A 22,395-nucleotide genomic window follows, 5' to 3' on the forward strand; every position below is an offset into this window, starting at 1 on the left:
GCGCGGTGTCACGGAGCCGTGCGTGACCCCTATTGTGCGTTGCGATGGCTCGCGTCGCGGCTTTCATTTTGCTTCCGCCAGATAATCATCGGCGATGTCAGTCATCGCCTGCGCGATCTCGGCCTTCGCCTGCGCCTCCAGCTGAACGATCGGCAGCCGCGTCGCCGGCTGCATGAAGCCCAATAATGCCAGCGCGAATTTCAGGGCAGCGGGATGGTCGCGTTCCAGCAGTGTCGCAAGCGGCGTCAGCCGCCGGTGCAGCTCGCGCGCCTGATGCAATCGCCCGGCGCGGAGATGCCGGGCCACGGCCACACACAGATCGGGCGCAAGGTTCGCCACGGTGGAAATGCAGCCATGACCGCCAGCTGCGAGATGCGCCAGCGAAATGGTGTCGTCGCCGGTCAGCATCCGGAATGTCGCCGGCAGGCGTGAGCGCAGGCGCGTCAGGCGGCCGATATCGCCGCTGCCGTCGCGCAGGCCCATGAACTGCGGCGAAGCTGCGATCTCGACCAGCGTCTCGTCGGCCAGGCCTTTCACTGTCCGGGACGGAATGTCGTGCAAGATCACGGGCAAGGTCGTGGCCGCGGCGACGGCGCGGAAATGCGCCGCCATGCCCTGTGGCATCGGCTTGTTGTAGTAAGGCACGACCGACAATATGGCGTCGGCACCGGCTGCTTCCGCAGCGGCTGTGAGCGTGACGGCACGATCCGTCGCGTTGGACCCGGCACCGGCGATGATGCGGACCCGCTTGCGTGCGACGCGGGCGGCGATGCGGACCAGCTGCGTGCGCTCCGCGGGCTCGAGCGTCGAGCTCTCACCTGCAGTCTCCCCGACCACCAGTGCCGTGGCGCCGGCCGCGATCTGGCGCTCGCACAGCCGGCCGAACGCCTCGGTGTCGATGTCGTCCCGGTGGTTGAAGGGGGTCGGAAGATCGGGGATGAAGCCCGACAGCCATTCGCCCGAATCCGGACGCGACGCCGCTATCGAAGTCACATTTGAAGTCATGGGGGTGGCTCAGGCCACGCGGCTTGTGGGGAGGCTTGCGGTCTCGCCGCGCATATCGAGCTCGATCTCGCGCGACAGCTCGACGATCATTTCGGGGTGCTGGCCGTTCTCGAACAGCGCGTATTTGACGGCCTGGGCGCGATTGACGAACAGGCCGCCATAGAGGCCGTTCTGCTGCTGGGCGACCCATTGGCCGCGGTGGTTGCGGCCGATGAAGACAATGGTGGACGCTGCGCTACACGAGGGAGGTTCGACGAATTTCACTGCGGTAGTCCTTAAGGTGGAAGTCACGCGTTTAATGTCTGTCTTGCCGGATATGAAATCGAGCACGAGCGAGCAGCGACTTCATAGGAGCGGCATAGGATTTCGAGGGATGGTTCAGAGGTGCTGGACGATGCCGGTGCCGAGCGCGCACAGCGCGACATAGGCGGTCATCTCGTCCCAGTGATTGAGGTTTGCGGCAAACGGCATTTCCCGTTTGGCAATCCCGGCGAAGGCGCAGATCACGGCCGACATCAAGAGCAACGTGACGAGGCCCCTGCCGAAGCCGGCGCCGGCGAACGCCGCGAAGCCGATCATGATGGCAAGCCGGAAGCCGAACCGGACCATGACCTGGACCGACTGCAGCTGCCGCGGCAATTGTTTGGTGTTCACGGCTGCGCTGCCGTCAGCCGATATTGTCGACGAGCAGCGGCTCGTACAGCGTGCGCGGTTCGCGACGCACGGTCGGCACGCTGGTGCGATTCTCAGGCGTCGAGATTCGCTGCGCCTCGACGAAGCCACTGAGGATTGCGAGTGCGAGATCGGTATGGCGGGTCTCGATCGACTGGTCGAGCCAGTCCGGCAACTCGCGCTCGCGTGACAGCGCGCAGTGCCACTCGCCCTCGTCATAGACCAGGCGGCGGATTTGCCACTGCGGCAGTTCGAGATCGAGCAGCGCGATCGCAGCATCGGTCCAGGCGCCGGACTGGATCAGGCGCTCGACGTGGGCGGTCTTGCCGCTTTGTCCGACCGAGGGAAAGCGCCGGCAGGTCTGGCTGACGATGTCGGCCATGAATTCGGTGGATACCGCATGGGCGTCGCGCAGCCGTTCGCCGAGGTCGGTCGAGGTGTTTTCGGATAGCACGGACATGGCGTTATCTCGTTCTGGGGGCGACCCAAAGCATTGGCCGCAGACCCAAAATGGTCCCGATGGCCGTTGGAAAACGAGATGAGCCGGGGGGCGGGGATATAGGGATTCCATAAAGGCCGCGCGTCGTCCCGGCGAAGGCCGTGACCCAACCACCGATCTCAGTTGTCGTGTCGCGCGGGAGCTCCAGCCATCGCAAAACTCGGCCCTGTGGCTATGGGTCCCGGCCTTCGCCGGGACGACGGCTGAGAATGTTGTCGGCACTGAGGCACTTATACGATTCCTATAACGTCCTTATTCGCCACCTCTCGAAAACCTATGCCCCGGATGGCACCTCACGGCGATCCCGCGCAGGGCGCCTATACGGTCGCCCGCGCTCTCGGATGCATAGGAGTCTCTCATGATGGACATTCTCATGGCGGCGCTCGCGATCGGCTTCTTCGCGGCCGGCATCGGCTACGCCTACGCCTGCGAACGGCTGTGACGGAGGCGACGATGATCTTCGATTACTCGCTCGCCGGCCTCGTCTCGCTCGGCCTCTTGTTCTACCTCACTTACGCACTGCTGCGGCCCGAACGCTTCTAGGCGGCCCGCGATGTCAGTGCTTTGCACAATTCTGTTGGCCGACGCGGTGCTGACCGGGCTGTTGCTCGGCGTGTTCGCGTCGCTGCTGCGCTTCGTCCCCATTCGAAAGGTTTGACGCGATGACCGTCATCGGCTGGATTCAAATTATTCTGTTTTGCGCGATCGTGATCGCGCTGGTCAAACCGCTCGGCTGGTACATGACCCGCGTGTTCGACGGCGAGCGCACCTTCCTCTCCCCCGTGCTGCGCCCCCTCGAGCGCGGCATCTACTGGGTCGGCGGCGTCGACGAGCGGCGCGAGCAGCATTGGCTGACCTATACGGTCGCCATGCTGCTGTTCCATGTCGGCGGCTTCGCGCTGATCTACGGCCTGATGCGGTTACAGGCGGTGCTGCCGTTCAACCCGGCCGGCCAGACCGCGGCTGCCGAGGATCTCTCGTTCAACACTGCGATCTCCTTCATCACCAACACCAACTGGCAGAACTACGGCGGCGAGAGCACGCTGTCCTATCTGGTCCAGATGCTGGGCCTGACCCACCAGAATTTCCTGTCGGCCGCGACCGGCATCGCGCTGGCGATGGCGCTGATCCGCGGCTTCACCCGGTCGTCGATGCGCACGGTCGGCAATTTCTGGGTCGACGTCACGCGCTGCACGCTCTACGTGCTGCTGCCGATCTGCATCGTCTATGCGCTGTTCCTGGTCTGGCAGGGCATGCCGCAGACGCTCGGCGCCTATGTCGATGCCACCACGCTGGAGGGCGGCAAGCAGACCATCGCGCTCGGGCCCGTCGCTTCGCAGGTTGCGATCAAGATGCTCGGCACCAATGGCGGAGGCTTCTTCAACGCCAACGCCGCGCACCCGTTCGAGAACCCGACCGCCCTGTCCAACCTCGTGCAGATGATCTCGATCTTCGCGCTCGGCGCCGCGATGACCAACGTGTTCGGCCGCATGGTCGGCAATGAACGGCAGGGCTGGGCGATCTTCGCCGTGATGGGCCTCCTGTTCGTCGCCGGCGTCACGGTCACCTACTGGGCGGAAGCCAACGGCACCTCGCTCCTGCAGGCTTACGGTCTGACCGGCGGCAACATGGAGGGCAAGGAGGTCCGCTTCGGCATCGTCGCGTCCTCGCTGTTCGCCGTGATCACCACCGCCGCCTCCTGCGGCGCGGTCAACGCCATGCATGACAGCTTCACCGCGCTCGGCGGCATGATCCCGCTGATCAACATGCAGCTCGGCGAGGTCATCATCGGCGGTGTCGGTGCCGGCTTCTACGGCATGCTGCTGTTCGTCGTGCTGGCGATCTTCGTCGCCGGCCTGATGGTCGGCCGCACCCCCGAATATGTCGGCAAGAAGATCGAGGCGCGCGAGGTCAAGATGGCGATGCTTGCGATCCTGGTGCTGCCGCTGATGTATCTCGGCTGGACCGCGGTCGGCGTGGTGCTGCCGTCGGCGGTGGCCTCGATGGCCAATGCCGGTCCGCACGGCTTCACCGAAGTGCTCTATGCCTACACCTCGGGAACCGGCAACAACGGTTCGGCGTTCGCGGGCCTCACCGGCAACACCCTGTTCTACAATCTGACGCTCGCGATGGCGATGTTCGTCGGCCGTTTCTTCATGATCGTGCCGGCCATGGCCATTGCAGGTTCGCTGGTCGAGAAGAAGTCGATCCCGGCCTCGGCGGGCACCTTTCCGACCACCGGCGGCCTGTTCGTCGGCCTCGTCATCGGCGTGATCCTGATCATCGGCGGTCTCACCTTCTTCCCGGTGCTGGCGCTCGGGCCGATCGTCGAGCACCTCGCCATGAACGCCAACACCCTGTTCTGATCGAATTGTCCGGAGTGACATCCATGGAAACCACAAGACTGCAGAAGCAGGTGACGGCGTCAACCATGCTCGACCCGAAGATCCTGGTGCCGGCAATCAAATCGGCCTTCGTCAAGCTCGATCCCCGGCTGATGGCGAAGAACCCCGTGATGTTCGTGGTCGAGGTCGTGGCGGCGCTGACCACCGTGATCTTCGTGCGCGACCTCGTCATTGGTAACGCCAATCTCGGCTTCACCTTCCAGATCATCCTCTGGCTCTGGTTCACCGTGCTGTTCGCCAACTTCGCCGAGGCCGTTGCCGAAGGCCGCGGCAAGGCGCAGGCGGAGTCCCTGAAAAAGACCCGTACCGAGAGTCAGGCCAAGCTGCTCACCGGCACCGACCGGACCTATCGCATGGTGCCCGGCACCTCGCTGAAGGTCGGCGACATCGTGCTGGTCGAGGCCGGCGACAACATCCCGTCGGACGGCGAAGTGATCGAAGGCGTTGCTTCAGTCAATGAAGCGGCGATTACCGGTGAATCCGCGCCTGTGATCCGCGAGTCCGGCGGCGATCGCTCGGCGGTCACCGGCGGCACCCAGGTGCTGTCGGACTGGATCCGCGTCCGCATCACCGCAGCCCAGGGCTCAACCTTCATCGACCGGATGATCAAGCTGGTGGAGGGCGCGGAGCGGCAGAAGACGCCGAACGAAATCGCGCTCAACATCCTGCTGGCGGGCCTCACCATCATCTTCGTGTTCGCGACGGTGACGATACCGAGCTATGCGGCCTATGCCGGCGGCTCGATCTCGGTCGTGGTGCTGGTGGCCCTGTTCGTGACGCTGATCCCGACCACGATCGGCGCGCTGCTGTCGGCGATCGGTATCGCCGGCATGGACCGCCTGGTGCGCTTCAACGTGCTGGCGATGTCCGGCCGCGCGGTGGAAGCCGCCGGCGACGTCGATACGCTGCTGCTGGACAAGACCGGAACCATCACGCTCGGCAACCGCCAGGCGACCGCGTTCCGCCCGATCCGTGGCGTTTCCGAGCAGGACCTCGCCGACGCGGCACAGCTGGCTTCGCTGGCCGACGAGACGCCGGAAGGCCGCTCGATCGTGGTGCTCGCCAAGGAGAAGTACGGCATCCGTGGCCGCGACATGCACGAGCTTGCCGCGACCTTCGTGCCGTTCACCGCGCAGACCCGCATGAGCGGCATCGATGCCGGCTCCTCGTCGGTCCGCAAGGGCGCGGTGGATGCCATCCTCGCCTATGTCGACGGCGGTTCACCCCGCACGGTCGCCTCCGGCAACACCGTCCGTGCGGTCGCGGCGACGATGAGCGCGGAAGCCCGCGAGATCCAGGCGATCGCCGACGAGATCGCCAAAGCCGGCGGCACGCCGCTGGCGGTGGCCAAGGACGGCAAGCTGCTCGGCGTCGTGCACCTCAAGGATATCGTCAAGGGCGGCATCCGCGAGCGCTTCGCAGAATTGCGCCGCATGGGTATCCGCACCGTGATGATCACCGGCGACAACCCGATGACCGCGGCAGCGATCGCGGCCGAGGCCGGCGTCGACGACTTCCTGGCGCAGGCAACCCCTGAGGACAAGCTCAAGCTGATCCGCGACGAGCAGTCCAGGGGCAAGCTGGTTGCGATGTGCGGCGACGGCACCAATGATGCGCCGGCGCTCGCGCAGGCCGACGTCGGCGTCGCCATGAACACCGGCACCCAGGCGGCCCGCGAAGCCGGCAACATGGTGGACCTCGACTCCAACCCGACCAAGCTGATCGAGGTGGTCGAGATCGGCAAGCAGCTGTTGATGACCCGCGGTGCACTGACCACGTTCTCGATCGCCAACGACGTCGCGAAATATTTCGCGATCATCCCGGCGATGTTCCTCGCGTTCTATCCGCAGCTCCAGGTGCTGAACGTGATGCACCTCGCGAGCCCGCAGAGCGCGATCCTGTCGGCGATCATCTTCAACGCGCTGATCATCATTGCGCTGATCCCCTTGGCGTTGAAGGGCGTCAAGTATCGCGCCGTCGGCGCCGGCGCGCTGCTCAGCCGCAACCTGATGATCTATGGCCTCGGCGGCATCATCATCCCGTTCATCGGCATCAAGGCGATCGACCTCATCGTCGCCGCCCTGGGCCTGGCTTAACTACAACCGTCATTGCGAGGAGCGAAGCGACGAAGCAATCCATCCATCCGTTATGCCGAACCATGGATTGCTTCGCTTCGCTCGCAATGACGAAAGAGACTTAGGAGACCTATCATGTTGAGAGAAATTCGTCCCGCCATCCTCGTGCTGGTTCTGCTGACCGCGATCACGGGCCTTGCCTATCCGCTCGCCATGACGGCGATCGCCGGCGTCATCTTTCCGAAGCAGGCGCAAGGCAGCCTGATCGAGAAGGACGGCACGGTGATCGGCTCCGCTTTGATTGGGCAGGAGTTCAAGGAGGACAAATACTTCCACGGCCGGCCGTCGGCGACGGTCGCGCCCGATCCGAACGATTCCTCCAAGACCGTGCCGGCGCCCTACAACGCGGCCAATTCCGGCGGCTCCAACCTCGGTCCGACCAGCAAGGCGCTGAACGACCGGGTCAAGGAGGATGTCGAGAAGCTGAGGGCGGAGAACCCGTCGGCCGGCGTGCCGGTCGATCTCGTCACCACCTCGGCCAGCGGCCTCGATCCCGACATCACGCCGGACGCTGCGCTGTTCCAGGTGCCGCGGGTGGCCAAGGCGCGCAGCATGTCCGAGGATTCGGTGCGTGAGCTGGTGACGCAGAACACGCAAGGTCGCTTCGCCGGCGTGATCGGCGAGCCTCGCGTTAACGTTCTTGCGCTCAACCTGGCGCTCGACGCGGCAAAGGCGAAATAGGGGAGTAGGCCCGCTCTCGCAGGATGACTATATTGCGGTATGGCCAATCAGCGTGACCCCCACAAACGACCCTCGCCGGATGCGCTGCTGGAGGCGGCGCGCCGGGAGACCGATCGCTCGGGGCGGCTGAAGATCTTCATCGGCGCCGCCCCCGGCGTCGGCAAGACCTACGAGATGCTCTCGAGCGCCCACGCCCGCCTCAAGGCGGGCGTCGACGTCGTGGTCGGTGTCGTCGAAACCCACGGCCGGATGGAGACCGAGGCGCTGCTCAGGGGTCTCGAAGTGATCCCGCGGAAGCGGCTGGCCTATCGCGACCAGACGCTCGAGGAAATGGACCTCGATGCCGTGATCGCGCGGCGCCCTCAGCTCGCGCTGGTCGACGAGCTCGCCCACACCAATGCACCGGGCAGCCGGCATCCCAAGCGCTATCTCGATGTCGAGGAGCTGCTGTCGCACGGCATCGACGTCTACACCGCGATCAACATCCAGCACATCGAGAGCCTCAATGACGTCGTCGCGCAGATCACCCATGTGCGGGTGCGCGAGACCGTGCCCGACTCGGTGGTCGATCGCGCCGATGCGATCGAGCTGATCGACCTCACGCCCGACGACCTGATCCAGCGGCTGAAGGAGGGCAAGGTCTATGTGCCCAGGCAAGCCGAGCGGGCGCTTGAGCACTATTTCTCGCCCGGCAATCTCACCGCGCTGCGCGAGCTGGCACTGCGCCGCACCGCCGAGCGTGTCGACGAGCAGCTGCTCAACCACATGCAGGCCAATGCCATCCAGGGCCCTTGGGCCGCCGGCGAGCGGATTCTTGTTTGCCTGAGCGAAGACCCGCGCGCGGCAGGCCTCGTGCGCTACACCAAACGCCTGGCCGACCGGCTGCATGCGCAATGGACCGCCGTCAGCATCGAGACGCGACGCAGCCTGCAATTGAGCGACGAGCAGCGCGACCGCCTGGCCGATACCATGCGGCTGGCGGAATCGCTCGGCGGCGAGGCATTGACGCTGCCCGGCGTCGGTCGCCGCATCGCCGACGACGTCATCAATTTTGCGCAAGCCAACAACGTCACCCAGATCATCATCGGCAAATCGACGCGTTCGCGCTGGTTCGAGCTGACGCACGGCTCTGTGGTGCACGATCTGGTGCGCCGCGCCGGCAATATCAGCGTCAACGTGATCGCCGGCGACGAGCTGCCGGTTGGCAAGGCGGCGGTGCAGACCGCGCAGCGGCAAGAGCCGTTCAATCCGCGGCCCTACCTGATGGCGCTGCTGCTGACGGCCATCGGGCTCGGCGCGGCCAAGCTGATCCAGCCATTCTTCGGCATCGAGAATGTCGACCTCGTGTTCATCACCGCCGTGGTCGGCGCTGCGGCGCGCTACGGCCTGTGGCCGTCGCTGCTGGCCAGCGTCGCGGCATCGCTGTGCTACAATTTCTTCTTCCTGCCGCCGGTCTATACCTTCACCATCACCGACCCGACCAACGTTGCGGCGTTCTTCTTCTTCATGCTGATCGCGCTGCTGGTCTCCAACGTCGCGGCGCGGGTGCGCACCCAGGCCGATACCGCGATCGGCCGCGTCCGCACCACCGAGTCGCTCTATGCCTTCAGCCGCAAGCTCGCCGGCACCGCGACGCTGGACGATGTGTTGTGGGCGACCGCCTACCAGATCGCGCTGATGCTGAAGGTGCGCGTGGTGCTGCTGCTGCCGGAAGGCGGCACGCTGACCGTCAAGAGCGGCTATCCGCCGGAGGACCAGCTCGACCAGGCCGATCTCGCCGCCGCCAACTGGGCCTGGGGCAACGATCGCCCGGCCGGCCGCGGCTCGGACACGCTGCCGGGGGGAAAACGGCTGTTCCTGCCGATGCGCACCGGCCGCGGGCCGATCGGGGTGATAGGCATCGACGACGACCGCACCGGCCCGCTGTTGACGCCGGACCAGCGCCGGCTGCTCGACGCGCTGGTCGATCAGGGCGCGCTCGCGATCGAGCGCGTGCTGCTGGTTGAGGACATGGACCGAGTCAAGCGCACGGTCGAATCCGACCGGTTGCGCGGCGCGCTTCTGACCTCGATCTCGCATGATCTGAAGACGCCGCTGGCCTCGGTGCTCGGCTCGGCCTCGGCGCTGCGCGATCTCGGCGCCAACCTGAGCGACGCCCAGAAGCATGACCTGCTCGCGACCGTGATCGACGAGTCGGAGCGGCTGAACCGGTTCATCGCCAATCTGCTCGACATGACCAAGCTGGAATCCGGCGCGATCGTGCCGAACACCGCGCGACACGATGTCGGTGAGATCGTCGGCAGCGCGCTGCGCCGTGCCGCCAAGATCCTGGTGCATCACCGGGTCTCGCTGGAACTCGCGGCCGACCTGCCGATGCTGGAGCTCGATGCCGTGCTGTTCGAGCAGGTACTGTTCAATCTGCTCGACAACGCCGCCAAATATGCCCCCTCGGACACCACGATTTCGATCCGCGGCGCGCGCGACCGTGACGCCGTGACCCTGCAGATCCTGGACGAGGGCAATGGCATTCCCCCCGCCGAGCTCGAAAGCGTGTTCGACAAGTTCTATCGCGCCGAGAAGGGGGACCATGTCCGTCCCGGCACCGGCCTCGGGCTTGCGATCTCGCGCGGCTTCGTCGAGGCGATGCGCGGCACCATCGCGGCGGCCAACCGCGCCGACCGCAGCGGTGCCGTCATCTCCATCCGCCTGCCTGTTACGGCCGACACCAACGCGCTGGACACTGCCGCATGAACGCGACACCCATTAAGGTCCTGGTCATCGACGACGAGCCGCCGATCCGCAAGCTGCTGCGGATGGGGCTGAGCACGCAGGGCTACGACATCCTGGAAGCCTCCAACGGCAAGATCGCTCTGGAGATGCTGGCCGAGGGGCCGGCGCTGATCATCCTCGATCTCGGACTGCCCGATATCCAGGGCCACGACCTCCTGCGCATGATCCGCGGCCGCAACGAGAGCGTTCCGGTGGTGGTGCTGTCGAGCCGCGGCGACGAGGCCGGCAAGGTGCAAGCGCTCGATCTTGGCGCCGACGACTATCTGACAAAACCGTTCGGCATGGACGAATTGCTGGCGCGGCTGCGCGCGGCGCTGCGCCACCAGCTTCAGGTGCAGGGCGAACGGCCGGTGTTCCGCTCCGGCGATCTTTCGGTCGATCTGGTGCGGCGGATCGTCAAGGTCGGCGACAAGGAGATCAAGCTGTCGCCGAAGGAATATGACCTGCTGCGCGTGCTGGTGCAGCACGCCGGTAAGGTGCTGACCCACCGCTTCCTGCTGAAGGAATTGTGGGACGAATTGACCGACGCGCAATATCTGCGGGTCTATGTGCGCCAGCTCCGGCAGAAGATCGAGGCCGATCCCGAGCGTCCGCAATTCGTGCTGACCGAGACCGGCATCGGCTATCGGCTGCGCGCGGCGGACTGAGCTGTCATGCCCCGCTTCATGCGGGGCATCCAGTACGCCGCGGCTTCTCCGCTCAATCACAGGCGTCTCTGGAATACTGGGTTGCCCGGTCAAGCCGGGCAACGACGCAGATGGAACGTTCGCCCCCACCGAAGCTTGTCCTCCCTCACCGGGAGAGAAACCATGGCAAGAAAATACTCGCGGAAGGCATCTGGCGATGTCGAGCGTGTGATGAAGAAGCGCAAGGCCGGGACGCTGCGCAGCGGCCGCTCCAAGAAGAAGGTGAAGAGCCGCAAGCAGGCGATCGCGATCGGACTATCCGAGGCGCGCGCCAAGGGCCGCAAGGTGCCGAAGAAGGCGTCCAAGAAGAAGACGGCGAAGAAGCGCAAGACGTCGAAGAAGAAGTAGCCATCGCATATCCATCCTCGTCATTGCGAGGAGCGAAACGACGAAGCAATCCATCTCTCCACGCGGGGAAAGATGGATTGCTTCGCTTCGCTCGCAATGACGTGGAGAGGCCTTATCCCGCCTTGCGCGATCGCGCGCTCGACCGGTGCGCCTTCTTGGCGGTACGGCGATGCGCGGCCGGGCGCCGTGCGCTGGAGCCTGAGCGCCTGGCGCCGCCTTTCCGGTTCTTCAGGCTCTGCTTCAGCGCGTCCATCAGGCTCACCACATTGCTCGGCTTTTCCTCGCGCGCGGCGGCCTTGATCGGCTTGCCGGCGGCCTTGCGGCGGACGAGCGCCTTCAGCGCGGTCTCGTATTCGTCCTTGAATTTCGACGGGTCGAAATGGCCGGCCTTGCTGTCCAGGATGTGACCGGCAAGCTCGATCATGTCCTTGGTCACTTTCGGGCTCTTGATGTCATCGAAATAATCGTCGGCCTCGCGCACCTCGTAGGGGTAGCGCAGGGTGGTGCCGAGCATGCCCTTGTCGAGTGGTTCGATCGCGATCACGTGTTCGCGGTTGGTCAGCACGATCCGCGCCAGCGCGACCCGGTCCTGGTCCTTCATGGCGTCGCGGATCACCGCGAAGGCGTCGACGCCGGCTTTGCCGTCGGGCCTGATGTAATAGGGGTGGTCGAGATAGCGCTTGTCGATCTCGCCCTCGGGCACGAAACTGTCGATATCGATGGTGTGGTTGCTCTCGATCTCGACCGCCTCGAGCTCGTCCTTCTCGATCTCGACATATTTGCCCTTGCTTACCTCGTAGCCGCGGCCCTTCTGGTCGCCCTCGACGATATCGCCGGTCTCGGTATCCACCATCTGCTGCTTCAGCCGGTTGCCGGTCTCCCGGTTGATCATGTGGAAGCGGGTCTTCTCGACTGTGGTCGAGGCCGGGTAGAGCGCCACGGGGCACGACACCAGCGAGAGTTTGAGCGTGCCTTTCCAGTAGGCGCGGGGAGCAGCCATCATCGTCTCCAAACAGCTTGAGTTTGGAACTTGAACGGATACCGTAGGTTTTGGTTCCTGATGGCCGCACAGGCGGCGGCCGCCGTTTGTCCCGAGGCCTTTACGTGTCGCTGAGAAATCTCACCACCTATCGCAAGAAGCGCGACTTCGAGAAGACCAATGAGCCGTCGGGCGAGGTCAGGGTCGCGCCAGCGAAGCAGCGGCGCTTCGTGATCCAGAAGCATGATGCGACGCGGCTGCATTATGATTTCAGGCTGGAGTTCGATGGCGTCTTCAAGTCCTGGGCGGTGACGCGCGGGCCCTCGCTCGATCCGCATGACAAGCGGCTCGCGGTCGAGGTCGAGGATCATCCGCTCGACTATGGCGATTTCGAAGGCACCATTCCCGAAGGCCAGTATGGCGGCGGCACGGTGCAGCTGTGGGATCGCGGCACCTGGGAATCTGACGATCCCGAGCGCGGCTTCAAGAAGGGCGACCTCAAGTTCACGCTGCATGGCGACAAGCTGCACGGCAGCTGGGTGCTGGTGCGGATGAAGAACGATCGCACCGGCGGCAAACGTACCAACTGGCTGCTGATCAAGCACCGAGATGAGTATGCCGTCGATGGCAACGGCGAAGCAATCCTCGACGAGGACCGCTCGGTTGCCTCCGGCCGTTCGATGGAGCAGATCGCAGCCGGCAAGGGGCGTGCACCGAAACCGTTCATGCTGGCGAAGGGCAACGGAAGGGCCAAGGCCGATGCAGTCTGGCAATCCAATCACGGCATGGCGGCGGACGCGCGCGCCAAAACCAAGGCGCCGGCGCCGAAAGCAAAGCTGAAGGAACGACCGAAGGCGACGTCGAAGCAGGTGACGGAGATGCCCGATTTCGTCACGCCGCAGCTCTGCGCCGCGGTCGAGAGCCCGCCAAATGGCGCGGGCTGGTGCCACGAGATCAAGTTCGACGGCTATCGCGTGCAGCTTCGCGTCGAGGACGGTGAGGCCGTGCTGAAGACCCGCAAGGGGCTCGACTGGTCCGACAAGTTTGGCGCGATCGTGAAGGAGGCCGGCAAGCTGCCGGATGCCCTGATAGATGGCGAGATCGTCGCGCTCGACGAGAAAGGCATCCCGCATTTTTCGACGTTGCAGGCGGCGCTCTCGGACGGCAAGACCGGTCAGCTGATCTTCTACGCGTTCGACCTGCTGTTTGCCGGCCACGAGGATCTGCGCCCGCTGCCGCTCACCGCGCGCAAGGCGCGGCTCAAGGCGCTGCTCGCAGCCCGCAAGGGCAAGAACCCTCTGATCCGTTATGTCGAGCATTTCGAGCAGCGTGGCGACGCCGTGCTGGACTCGGCGCGCGAGCTCGGGCTGGAAGGTATCGTCTCCAAGAAGCTCGACGGCGCCTATCGGTCGGGCCGGTCCGACGACTGGACCAAGGCCAAGATCCGCGCCGGCCATGAGGTGGTGATCGGCGGCTGGAAGGATACCAATGGCAAATTCCGCTCGCTGATGGCGGGCGTCTATCGCGGCGATCATCTGGCCTTTGTCGGCATCGTCGGCACCGGCTTCGGCCGGGACACCGTTCGCCGCATCATGCCGGCGCTGAAGGCGGCGGCATCGGACACCAGCCCGTTCGGCGGCAAGAATGCGCCGAAGAAGACCCGCGACGTGCACTGGCTGAAGCCCGAACTGGTCGCCGAGATCGAGTTCGCCGGCTGGACTGACGCTCAGAATATCCGCCAGGCGGCGTTCAAGGGCCTGCGCCAGGACAAGCCGGCGCATGAGGTCGAGGCCGAACGGCCGGTCGTAACCAAGGTGGTGAAGCCGATGGCAAGAGGCGTGGCGAAAAAGGGGACTGCCGAGGTAATGGGTGTCGTCATCTCCCATCCCGACAAGGCGCTGTGGCCGGATGCCGGCGATGCCGAGCCAGTGACCAAGCTCGACCTCGCCAACTATTTCGCTGCGGTCGGCGAATGGATGATCTCCTACCTCAAGGGCCGGCCGTGCTCGATCGTGCGCGCGCCTGACGGCATCAAGGGCGAGACTTTCTTCCAGCGCCACGCGATGGCGGGTACGTCGAAGCTCCTGAAGCTCGCCAAGGTCTCCGGCGACCGCAAGCCCTATCTGCAGATTGATCAGGTCGAGGGGCTCGCCGCGGTCGCGCAGCTCGGCGGCCTTGAGCTGCATCCCTGGAATTGTGCGCCCGATGCCTACGACACGCCGGGCCGGCTGGTTTTCGATCTCGATCCCGCGCCCGATGTAGCGTTCCCCGACGTGATCGACGCTGCCAAGGACATGCGCCAGCGGCTCACCGCGGTCGGCCTCGAGAGCTTCTGCAAGACCACCGGCGGCAAGGGTCTCCACGTCGTGGCGCCGCTATCCTCAGGCGCGAAGGACAAGGTGACGTGGAAGGAGGCCAAGGCGTTCGCGCAAGCGATCTGCCAGTGGATGGCGCAGGATGACCCCGAACGCTACCTGATCAACATGTCGAAGGCCAAGCGCACCGGAAAGATCTTCCTCGACTATCTGCGCAACGACCGGCTCTCGACCGCGGTCGCGGTGCTGTCGCCGCGGGCGCGACCGGGCGCCACCGTGTCGATGCCGCTGACCTGGACCCAGCTGCGCGACGATCTCGATCCGAAGAAGTACACGGTGCGGTCGGTGCCAGCGCTGCTCGCGAAGACCAAGGCCTGGGACGGCTATGAGGATGCGGCCTCGTCGATCAAGCCGGCGATGAAGAGGCTCGCGGCATTGTAGCCGTCATTGGGCGGGCTGGTGCCGTTGACTCACGTCGTCATACTCCGCGAAGCGGGGTATCCAGTACGCCGCGGCCCATCGGTTCAATCGTCGACGCCTCTGGAATACTGGATCACCCGCGTTCGCTTTCGCGGGTGATGACAGTTGTTGATGCGGATAGTACCCAACATTCCCGGCGCTAGAGGCGTCCGAGCAACAGCAGGATGAGCAGGATCACGATTACGAGGCCGAGACCGCCGCCGCCATAATAGCCGGTGCCGTAGAACGGCCCGCCCCCGATGCCGCTGAAGCCACCAAGCAGCGCAATGACCAGAATAATAAGGATGATCGTTCCAATTGACATCTCAACTCTCCTCAGCCCGGCGGGCCTGTTGATCTCTGCCCTTCGGGAGAGGAAACAACCCGTCATGATGAAGGTTCCGGGTTGGGCAGTGCGATAAAGCTGTGTGGTCTTCCGTTTGGGTTGGAACAGAACTACATGAACGGAATCCTTGGAGGAGTGCACCCCGATGTCGGCTCCGCTGATCGTCTCGATTCCCCACAGCCTTGGCCGTGACGAGGCCATCCGCCGCTTGAAGATGGGCTTGTCGCGCGCAGCCGCGAACGTGCCGGTGCTGAGTGTCGACGAGGAGCGCTGGGAGAATAACCGCATGAACTTTCGTGTCCGCGCGATGGGGCAGGTCGCGGCCGGGCATGTCGACGTCGAGGATGCCGTCGTGCGTGTGGAGGTGACGCTGCCGTGGCTGCTGCAGCGCTTCGCCGAGGTTGCGCAGGCCGCCATTCAGAAGAGCGGACAGTTGCTGCTGACCAAGCGCTGACGCGCGGTGTCAGCAGTGGGAGCGCGCGCGCTTTGAGGCTTGCGTCGCTGCTGCCGCAACCTTGGCCTTCAGCACTGCGACCGGCAGACTGGCAAACAGTGTCGAGAGCTGAATTTTGTTATCGCCGCCGGGGAGGGCGTATCCAACGAGGTCGAGCTCGCCTTCAAAGGCTTCAGGTCGCGGCCAGCTGCGTCCGCCTTGCGTGAACGGCGCGAATGATTTCGTCACCGCGACGATGACTGCCTCGCGGCCATGGCGCCGTGCGAAGGCGACGACATGATCGCGGTGCGGCCCGCCGATGGCGAGCGGTTCGTAGCTGCCGCTGGTGAAGATTTCGGCCATCTCGTTGCGCAGCCGCAGCAGGTGCCGCGTCCATGCGAATTTGAGCCGGCCGTCGCGCCGGCTCTGTGCCAGCGCGTCCCAATCCGGCGTCTCAAGCGCTGCAAGCGCTTCCGCGCGTGCGGCAAAATCGACCGGGCGGCGATTGTCGGGGTCGACCAGCGAGAGGTCCCAGCTTTCGGTGCCTTGGTAGAAGTCCGGCACGCCCGGCGTGGCCGCCTTCAGCGTGATCTGGCTGAGCGAATTCAATGCGCCGATCAGCGCGGTGCGTTGTGCCAGCGTGTTGAGCGCATCGAGGAATTCAGGTGAGGTCTTGCGATCGAGGATCCGCTCGATGAAGGTTTTCACGCCGGCCTCGTAAGGCTGGTGCGGATTGAGCCAGCTGGTTTCCTGCTTGCCCTCGCGCGCCGCCTTCAGTGCATAGGCCTGGATGCGCGCGACCAGCGCTGGATCATCCGGGTCCCAGACCCCGAGCAGGGCCTGATACAGCATGTATTCAAACGTTGCCGACGGAGCGCGCATCTCGCCGTCGAGCACCAGATGCGGCGCGTTCAGCACCTTCCAGCGCGCCACCGCGCTGGTCCATTCGCCGGGGATTTCCGCGAGCGCCGTGATCCGGGCGCGGGCGTCCTCGCCGCGCTTGGTGTCGTGGGTCGCAGTCGAGGTCATGCCGTGCGGCCATTCGCGGGCGCGGGCCTGCATCATGGCGTGGAAGGTCTCAGGCGCAATCGCACGCGCCGCCGGATCGCCGCCGACCTCGTTGAGCGCCAGCAGGCGGTGATAGCGATAGAACGTCGTGTCCTCCAATGACTTCGCCATCATCGGCCCGGTGAATTGCTGCACCTTCAGGGCGAAGCGCCGCACCCGCGGCGCGCTGTGCGGGGGGCGGCCGGGCTTCAGCAGGTCCATCGTCAGGGCGTCGCGCAAGAAGTCGAAAATGCCTTCGTCCGCCGCGAACCAGTCGGCGCGGGCGCGCTCGATGGTCTCGCTGATCAGCGCACGGTCATGCGCAGTCGGGCCGGAGCCGGTGAGATAGGTGCGATAGACCGGGAAGTGCAGCACATAAAGCTCGAGCGCCTGGCGCAGGCTGTCAGCGGAGAAGTCGCGGGTCGAATAATGCCCGCTGGCGATGCGTGCGACGAGCCGCGCCAGCACGGTGAATTCGCTGGTCAGCAAGGTCTCCAGCACGCGGCGCTTGGCTGCGCGCAGCACCGGCGTCAGGTTCGGCGATTGGTTGCTGATCTGGCGCCAGATCTCGTTGAGCGGATCGAGGCCGCTGCCGTCGACCAGCACCTGGCTGATCGTGTTCATCCATTCATAGCCGGTGGTGCCATGGACGCCGGCAAACTTCGTCAGCTTCTCGTCCTCGCCGAGGATCTTCTCGATCACCATGTAGAACGGCTTTGCCGTGGCGCCCTGCGCGGAGCGGATCAGGCGGCGCAGCCGCTGGAAATACTGCGCGGGATCGCGCAGGCCGTCGATATGGTCGAGCCGCAGGCCTTGCAGCCGGCCCGCCGCGATCAGCCGCTTCACGAGACTATGGCTCGCTTCGAAAGTGGCGGCGTCCTCGACCCTGAGACCGGCCAGCGTGTTGACGTCGAAAAAGCGACGATAGTTGATGTCGCTGGAGGCAAGCCGCCAGTGACCGAGCTTGTAGTGCTGGCGTTCCAGAAGATGATGCAGCGCCAGCGTCTGGGTGGCGCGATCCTCGCCGGCGCGATAGGCATCGAGCCCGCGCGCGATGATCTCGGCGCCGCCTTCGATCGCCTTGATCGCCGCCTTCAGCGTCGGGGCCTCGACGCGGTTCGGATGGCGCAGTCCGCGGTACCGCGCGGCGAGCTCGATCAGCGCGCGGCCGGCTGGACTGTCTTCGGCACCGGCCTCGCGGACGATGGTCCGCAGCACCTCGCCATAGCGCTCCGGTGCGATCGGCAGGCGGTGCTCGAAATACCAGGCGGAGAAGCTGCCTTCATTGGCGTCGTAACGCAGCGCGATGTCGCCGCGCTCCAGCGCCTGGCCATAGGACGAGCCGAGGATCGGCAGCAGCACGCCGCCGCGCGCGCGATAGGGCAATTGGTCCCAATCGATGTCGAACGAGACCGCGTGCGGCGACACCGGGCCCCATTCCAGCACGTCGAGCCACCACGGATTGTCGGCAAAGTGCACGCCGACATGGTTCGGCACGAAATCCAGGATCAGCCCGAGGTCGTTCTGCTTCAGAGCATCGCTGAGCCGCGCGAAGCCTTCTTCGCCGCCGAGCTCCGGATTGAACTTGGTGTGGTCGACGACGTCATAGCCGTGGGTAGAACCCTTTCGCGCCTTCATGAAGGGCGAAGCATAGACATGGCTGATGCCGAGCGCCTTCAGATACGGCGCCACCGCGGCGGCGGCATCGAAGTCGAAATCGGCGGTGAGTTGCAGTCGGTATGTCGCGATCGGGATCGCCGGAGGCATTGTGCTATCCGATGTGCCAGCGCACCGCCCAGCCGGGGAGGTCGTTCGACAACGCGCCGCCCCAGATCGCAGTTCCCTTCGGCTCCGCCACGCCGGAGATCGCCCGATCCGACAGATTGGCCGTGAGCCACAGCGTGCGGCCGCCGCCCATCTGCCAATGCGCAGTCAGGAGATCGCCCGTCACGCGGTCGCCGCCGAAGCGCGCCCCTGGGAGGTGCGGCGTGATCTCGCGCCGGCGTACGGCGAGCAGGTCACGCACCAGCGCAAGCCGTGTGCGGGCGGGATCGTGGCCGAGTGCTGCCCAGTCGAGCACGGCCGACCGCACCGTCTCCTCGGCAAGCGGGTCGGGAATGTCGTTGCCATATTTGGCATAGGCCCAGGCAAATTCCCTGCGCCGGCCGGCGCGGACGGCGTTAGCGAGGTCGCCCTTGAAATCGCAGAAGAACGGGAACGGCGTCGTCGCGCCCCATTCCTCACCCATGAACAGCATCGGCGTGTTGGGTGCGATCAACGTCACCGCCAGCGCGGCTTCGATCGCCGCAGGCTTTGCGAGGCTTTCGAGCCGATCGCCGAGCGGCCGGTTGCCGATCTGGTCGTGGTTCTGCAGGAAGTTGATGAAGCAGGTCGGTGACAGCGCGCCGCTCGGCTCGCCGCGCGCCTTGCCGCCCCAGAACTCCGAGACCTCACCTTGATAGATGTAGCCGGACGACAGCGCGCGTGCGAGGTCCTGCTTCGGTGAGCGGTAATCACCATAGTAGCCCTGCTTTTCGCCGGTCAGCAGCACATGCCAGGCGTGATGATAATCGTCGTTCCACTGGCCGCGGAATTTGCCGTCCGGCGGGTCCTCGGCGCCGTCAAGCAGGCTCGCAATGTTGTCGCCGTTCTCCAGCGCGAGGTTGATCTGCCGGCCTGTCTCCGTGGCGAGCTGGCCGGCGGCCCGGCTGAAGTCATGCAGGATGGAGATTTCGCCGGCTTCGACGATGGTGTTGACGGCATCGAAGCGCAGCCCATCGAAGCGGTAGTCGCGGAGCCAGCTCACGACGCTGCCGATCGCGAAGGCGCGCACCTCGGGTACGCGATAATCAATCGCGCTGCCCCACGGCGTATGCGCGTCACTGAAGAAGGTGGGCGCGTAGCGGCCGAGATAATTGCCCTCGGGCCCGAAATGGTTGTAGACCACGTCGAGCATCACCATCAGCCCGCGCAGATGCGCCTCGTCGATCAGGGTCTTGAGGTCTTCGGGCCTGCCATAGGCACTGTCGGGCGCGTACCACAGCACGCCGTCATAGCCCCAGTTGCGGCGCCCAGCGAAATCCGCCAGCGGCATCAGTTCGAGCGCGGTGATGCCGGTTGCGACGAGGTGATCGAGCTTGTCGATCATCGCGCGGTAGGTGCCTTCTCGTGTGAAGGTGCCGACATGGGCCTCGAGAACGACGGCCTCGTGCCAGGGGCGGCCGCGCCACTCCGTCGCGCGCCATTTGAAGGCGGCGTGATCGATCACCTCGCTAGGGCCGAACAAGTCGTCGGGCTGGAAGGCGGCGGCCGGATCGGGTACATCGACCTCGTCATCGATGCGGAATTTGTAGCGCGCACCGGCGCGCGCGCCGGGGATCTCGGCGACGTACCAGCCGGCGGCATCGCGCGTGAGTGCATGCGGATTGTCGAGCAGCAGGTCGACGCGCCTGGCTGCCGGCGCCCACAGCCGGAAGCGCGCGCCGTCGGGTGTGAGCTCAGCGCCGAAATGCTGCCTGCTCATGCCGAGCCCGCAAATGCCAGCACCGAGCGCGGCGGTGCCGTGGTGTCGGTGCCGGATGCGAATTGGTCGCCGGTCTGCTCCGCCTTGGTGGTGTTCAGGACCTGCTGCCAGCTCTTGTATTCCGCCATCCTCGGCATTCTGAACACGATCTCCTGCGGCGCGGCATTCAGCACGATAAAGATCGGCGCCTGTCCTTGTTCCATCGGGCCCAGCACATAGGCGAGGAACCGGCTTTCGGGGAATTTCCAGTCGGACTCCTTCATCTCCTCCGCTGATGGCGTCAGCCACAGCACGCCATAGCTGCCGTCGGTGCGGCGGCCGTCGAGCCAGCTCTGGCAGCGGATCTGGCCGAAGCGCTGGCGCAACGCGGTAAGGTGACCGATGAAATCGACGGCGTCGTCGTCCGTGCCGAGATTGTCCCAGCCGATCCAGCCGGTCTCGTTGTCCTGGCAATAGGCGTTGTTGTTGCCACCTTGCGTGTTGGCGACCTCGTCGCCTGCGAGGATCAGCGGCGTGCCCTGGGCAAGCAGCAGGCAGGCGAGCGCATTCTTCCGGAGCTGGCGGCGCAGCGCGATGATCGCGGGATCATCGGTCGGGCCTTCGTGGCCGCAATTGTTGCTGTGGTTGTCGTTGGAGCCGTCGCGATTCTCCTCGCCATTGGCCTCGTTGTGCTTCTCGTTGTAGCTGAAGAGATCGGCGAGCGTGAAGCCGTCATGCACCGTGATGTGGTTGATGCTGGCGCGGGTCGCGCGGTTGTCGTGGTGGAACAGATCCGACGACGCGGTCATGCGCCCGGAGATATCGCCGATCAGGCTGCCTTCGCCGCTCCAGTAGCGCCGCATCGCGCTGCGATAGCGGTCATTCCACTCCGACCATTGCGACGGAAACGCGCCGACCTGATAGCCGCCGAGCCCGAGGTCCCAGGGTTCGGCGACCATCTTTGCGGTCGCCAGTACCGGGTCCTGGCGTATTGCGGTGAGGAAGGGATGGTTGCGATCGAACCCGTTCGGTCCGCGCGCCAAGGTGGTGGCGAGATCGAAGCGGAAGCCGTCGACATGGCAGACCTCGACCCAGTAGCGCAGCGAATCCATCACCATCTGCAGCACGCGCGGATGGGTGAGATTGACCGAGCTGCCGCAGCCGGTGAAGTCGTCGTAGAAGCGCGGGTTCTCGCGGTTCAGCCAGTAATACGAGGCATTGTCGATGCCGCGGAAGCACAGCGTCGGCCCCATATGGTTGCCCTCGGCGGTGTGGTTGTAGACGACGTCGAGCAGCACCTCGATGCCGGCATCGTGCAGTCGCGCGACTGTAGTACGAAACGAGTCCAGCGCATTGTCCTGGGCGTAGCGTGCCTCGGGTGCGAAGAAGGCGATGGTGTTGTAACCCCAGTAATTCGAAAGCTTCTTCTCGACCAGGACACGGTCGTCGATCAGCCCGTGGATCGGCAACAGCTCGATGGTGGTGACGCCGAGCCGCTTGAGGTGGTCGATCATCGCCGGCGACGACAGGCCGCCATAGGTGCCACGCAAATTGGGCGCCACATCCTCGCGCTTCTGAGTCAGGCCCTTGACGTGCGCCTCGTAGATGATGGTGTCTTCCCAGGGAATCTGCGGCCGGATCTCGCGGCGGCCCCAGTTGAAGGTCTCGTCGACCACGACCGCCTTCGGCATGCCGCGGGCATTGTCGCGCCGGTCGAAGGAGAGATCCTCGCGTGCGCTGCCGGTGCGGTAGGCGAAATGCGCATCGCTCCATACCAGCCGGCCAGCCAGCCGCTTGGCATAGGGGTCGAGCAGCAGCTTGTTGGCGTTGAAGCGGTGGCCGCGCTCCGGCGCGTAGGGTCCGTAGACGCGGTAGCCGTAGAGCTGGCCCGGCGAGACGTCATTGAGATAGCAGTGCCAGACGTCCTCGGTGCGCTCCGGCATCTCGATCCGCTCAAGCTCGCGGCGGCCCTGGCCGTCGAACAGGCACAGCTCCACCTTCTCCGCATTGGCCGAGAACAGCGCAAAATTGGTGCCCCTGCCGTCCCAGCTTGCACCGAGCCGTGCGGACGTTCCTCCGGTCAGTCGCATGAA

The 22,395-nt window shown here is 65.1% G+C and carries 17 protein-coding genes and 1 pseudogene; 9 read left to right on the top strand and 9 right to left on the bottom strand.

Annotation, left to right across the window (positions count from 1 at the left end; genetic code table 11):
- Nucleotides 1-63: 63 nt before the first annotated feature.
- From dapA to H8A92_RS18190, 4 genes are all read right to left on the bottom strand, one after another.
- Nucleotides 64-1,005, bottom strand: coding sequence for a 4-hydroxy-tetrahydrodipicolinate synthase (gene dapA / locus H8A92_RS18175; protein ID WP_229197043.1), 942 nt, complete (start codon nucleotides 1,003-1,005; stop codon nucleotides 64-66).
- Nucleotides 1,006-1,014: 9 nt separating this feature from the next.
- Entirely contained in the window at nucleotides 1,015-1,269 is a 255-nt protein-coding gene (locus tag H8A92_RS18180) for a hypothetical protein (RefSeq protein WP_229197044.1), read from the bottom strand.
- A 114-nt stretch (nucleotides 1,270-1,383) separates the two neighbouring features.
- Nucleotides 1,384-1,659, bottom strand: coding sequence for a hypothetical protein (locus tag H8A92_RS18185; RefSeq protein WP_229197045.1), 276 nt, complete (start codon nucleotides 1,657-1,659; stop codon nucleotides 1,384-1,386).
- 13 nt (nucleotides 1,660-1,672) lie between these two features.
- Complete coding sequence (locus H8A92_RS18190; RefSeq protein WP_229197046.1) at nucleotides 1,673-2,137, bottom strand: hypothetical protein; 465 nt, start codon at nucleotides 2,135-2,137, stop codon at nucleotides 1,673-1,675.
- A 492-nt stretch (nucleotides 2,138-2,629) separates the two neighbouring features.
- Between H8A92_RS18190 and H8A92_RS18195 the strand changes: the two genes are divergently transcribed.
- The 7 genes and pseudogenes from H8A92_RS18195 to H8A92_RS18225 all read left to right on the top strand — a co-directional run.
- Nucleotides 2,630-2,719 carry a K(+)-transporting ATPase subunit F gene (locus H8A92_RS18195; protein ID WP_016846764.1) on the top strand — a complete coding sequence of 30 codons (90 nt, stop codon included), beginning with the start codon at nucleotides 2,630-2,632 and terminating at the stop codon, nucleotides 2,717-2,719.
- A gap of 119 nt (nucleotides 2,720-2,838) precedes the next feature.
- On the top strand, nucleotides 2,839-4,542 hold the full coding sequence (kdpA, locus tag H8A92_RS18200) for a potassium-transporting ATPase subunit KdpA (protein WP_229197047.1): 1,704 nt from the start codon (nucleotides 2,839-2,841) through the stop codon (nucleotides 4,540-4,542).
- A gap of 23 nt (nucleotides 4,543-4,565) precedes the next feature.
- Nucleotides 4,566-6,677 (top strand): potassium-transporting ATPase subunit KdpB, encoded by a 2,112-nt coding sequence (kdpB, locus tag H8A92_RS18205; protein ID WP_229197048.1) that lies wholly within the window; start codon nucleotides 4,566-4,568, stop codon nucleotides 6,675-6,677.
- 114 nt (nucleotides 6,678-6,791) lie between these two features.
- Nucleotides 6,792-7,397, top strand: a complete 606-nt coding sequence (locus tag H8A92_RS18210) for a K(+)-transporting ATPase subunit C (protein WP_229197049.1) — start codon at nucleotides 6,792-6,794, stop codon at nucleotides 7,395-7,397.
- Nucleotides 7,398-7,436: 39 nt separating this feature from the next.
- Entirely contained in the window at nucleotides 7,437-10,148 is a 2,712-nt protein-coding gene (locus H8A92_RS18215; RefSeq protein WP_229197050.1) for a sensor histidine kinase, read from the top strand.
- Nucleotides 10,145-10,834 (top strand): response regulator, encoded by a 690-nt coding sequence (locus H8A92_RS18220; RefSeq protein WP_212021789.1) that lies wholly within the window; start codon nucleotides 10,145-10,147, stop codon nucleotides 10,832-10,834. The genes H8A92_RS18215 and H8A92_RS18220 overlap by 4 nt, the downstream gene beginning before the upstream one ends.
- Nucleotides 10,835-10,996: 162 nt before the next feature.
- A pseudogene (locus tag H8A92_RS18225) lies at nucleotides 10,997-11,218 on the top strand (DUF6496 domain-containing protein); the annotation flags it as partial.
- 115 nt (nucleotides 11,219-11,333) lie between these two features.
- Here the strand turns inward: H8A92_RS18225 and ku are convergent.
- Nucleotides 11,334-12,221: a non-homologous end joining protein Ku gene (gene ku / locus H8A92_RS18230; protein WP_229197052.1), complete on the bottom strand. Its 888-nt coding sequence runs from the start codon at nucleotides 12,219-12,221 to the stop codon at nucleotides 11,334-11,336.
- Between the two features lie 104 nt (nucleotides 12,222-12,325).
- Between ku and ligD the strand changes: the two genes are divergently transcribed.
- Nucleotides 12,326-14,956, top strand: a complete 2,631-nt coding sequence (gene ligD, locus H8A92_RS18235) for a DNA ligase D (protein ID WP_229197053.1) — start codon at nucleotides 12,326-12,328, stop codon at nucleotides 14,954-14,956.
- Between the two features lie 178 nt (nucleotides 14,957-15,134).
- Here ligD and H8A92_RS18240 read toward each other — a convergent pair whose 3' ends face one another.
- Nucleotides 15,135-15,299, bottom strand: coding sequence for a DUF3309 family protein (locus tag H8A92_RS18240; protein WP_021080901.1), 165 nt, complete (start codon nucleotides 15,297-15,299; stop codon nucleotides 15,135-15,137).
- Nucleotides 15,300-15,465: 166 nt separating this feature from the next.
- On the opposite strand from H8A92_RS18240, the gene H8A92_RS18245 reads away from it, so the two are divergent.
- Nucleotides 15,466-15,774, top strand: a complete 309-nt coding sequence (locus H8A92_RS18245) for a polyhydroxyalkanoic acid system family protein (protein WP_229197054.1) — start codon at nucleotides 15,466-15,468, stop codon at nucleotides 15,772-15,774.
- Nucleotides 15,775-15,783: 9 nt separating this feature from the next.
- Here H8A92_RS18245 and treY read toward each other — a convergent pair whose 3' ends face one another.
- Genes treY through glgX form a run of 3 tightly spaced genes read right to left on the bottom strand, consistent with a single transcriptional unit; the run spans nucleotide 15,784 to nucleotide 22,392 of the window.
- Nucleotides 15,784-18,567, bottom strand: coding sequence for a malto-oligosyltrehalose synthase (gene treY, locus H8A92_RS18250; protein ID WP_229197055.1), 2,784 nt, complete (start codon nucleotides 18,565-18,567; stop codon nucleotides 15,784-15,786).
- A gap of 4 nt (nucleotides 18,568-18,571) precedes the next feature.
- Nucleotides 18,572-20,323 (bottom strand): malto-oligosyltrehalose trehalohydrolase, encoded by a 1,752-nt coding sequence (gene treZ / locus H8A92_RS18255; RefSeq protein ID WP_229197056.1) that lies wholly within the window; start codon nucleotides 20,321-20,323, stop codon nucleotides 18,572-18,574.
- A complete protein-coding gene (gene glgX / locus H8A92_RS18260; RefSeq protein ID WP_229197057.1) occupies nucleotides 20,320-22,392 on the bottom strand; it encodes a glycogen debranching protein GlgX in 2,073 nt (690 codons plus the stop codon). The genes treZ and glgX overlap by 4 nt, the downstream gene beginning before the upstream one ends.
- Nucleotides 22,393-22,395: the final 3 nt, after the last annotated feature.

The sequence above is a fragment of the Bradyrhizobium acaciae genome (assembly GCF_020889785.1).
GTDB lineage: Bacteria > Pseudomonadota > Alphaproteobacteria > Rhizobiales > Xanthobacteraceae > Bradyrhizobium > Bradyrhizobium acaciae.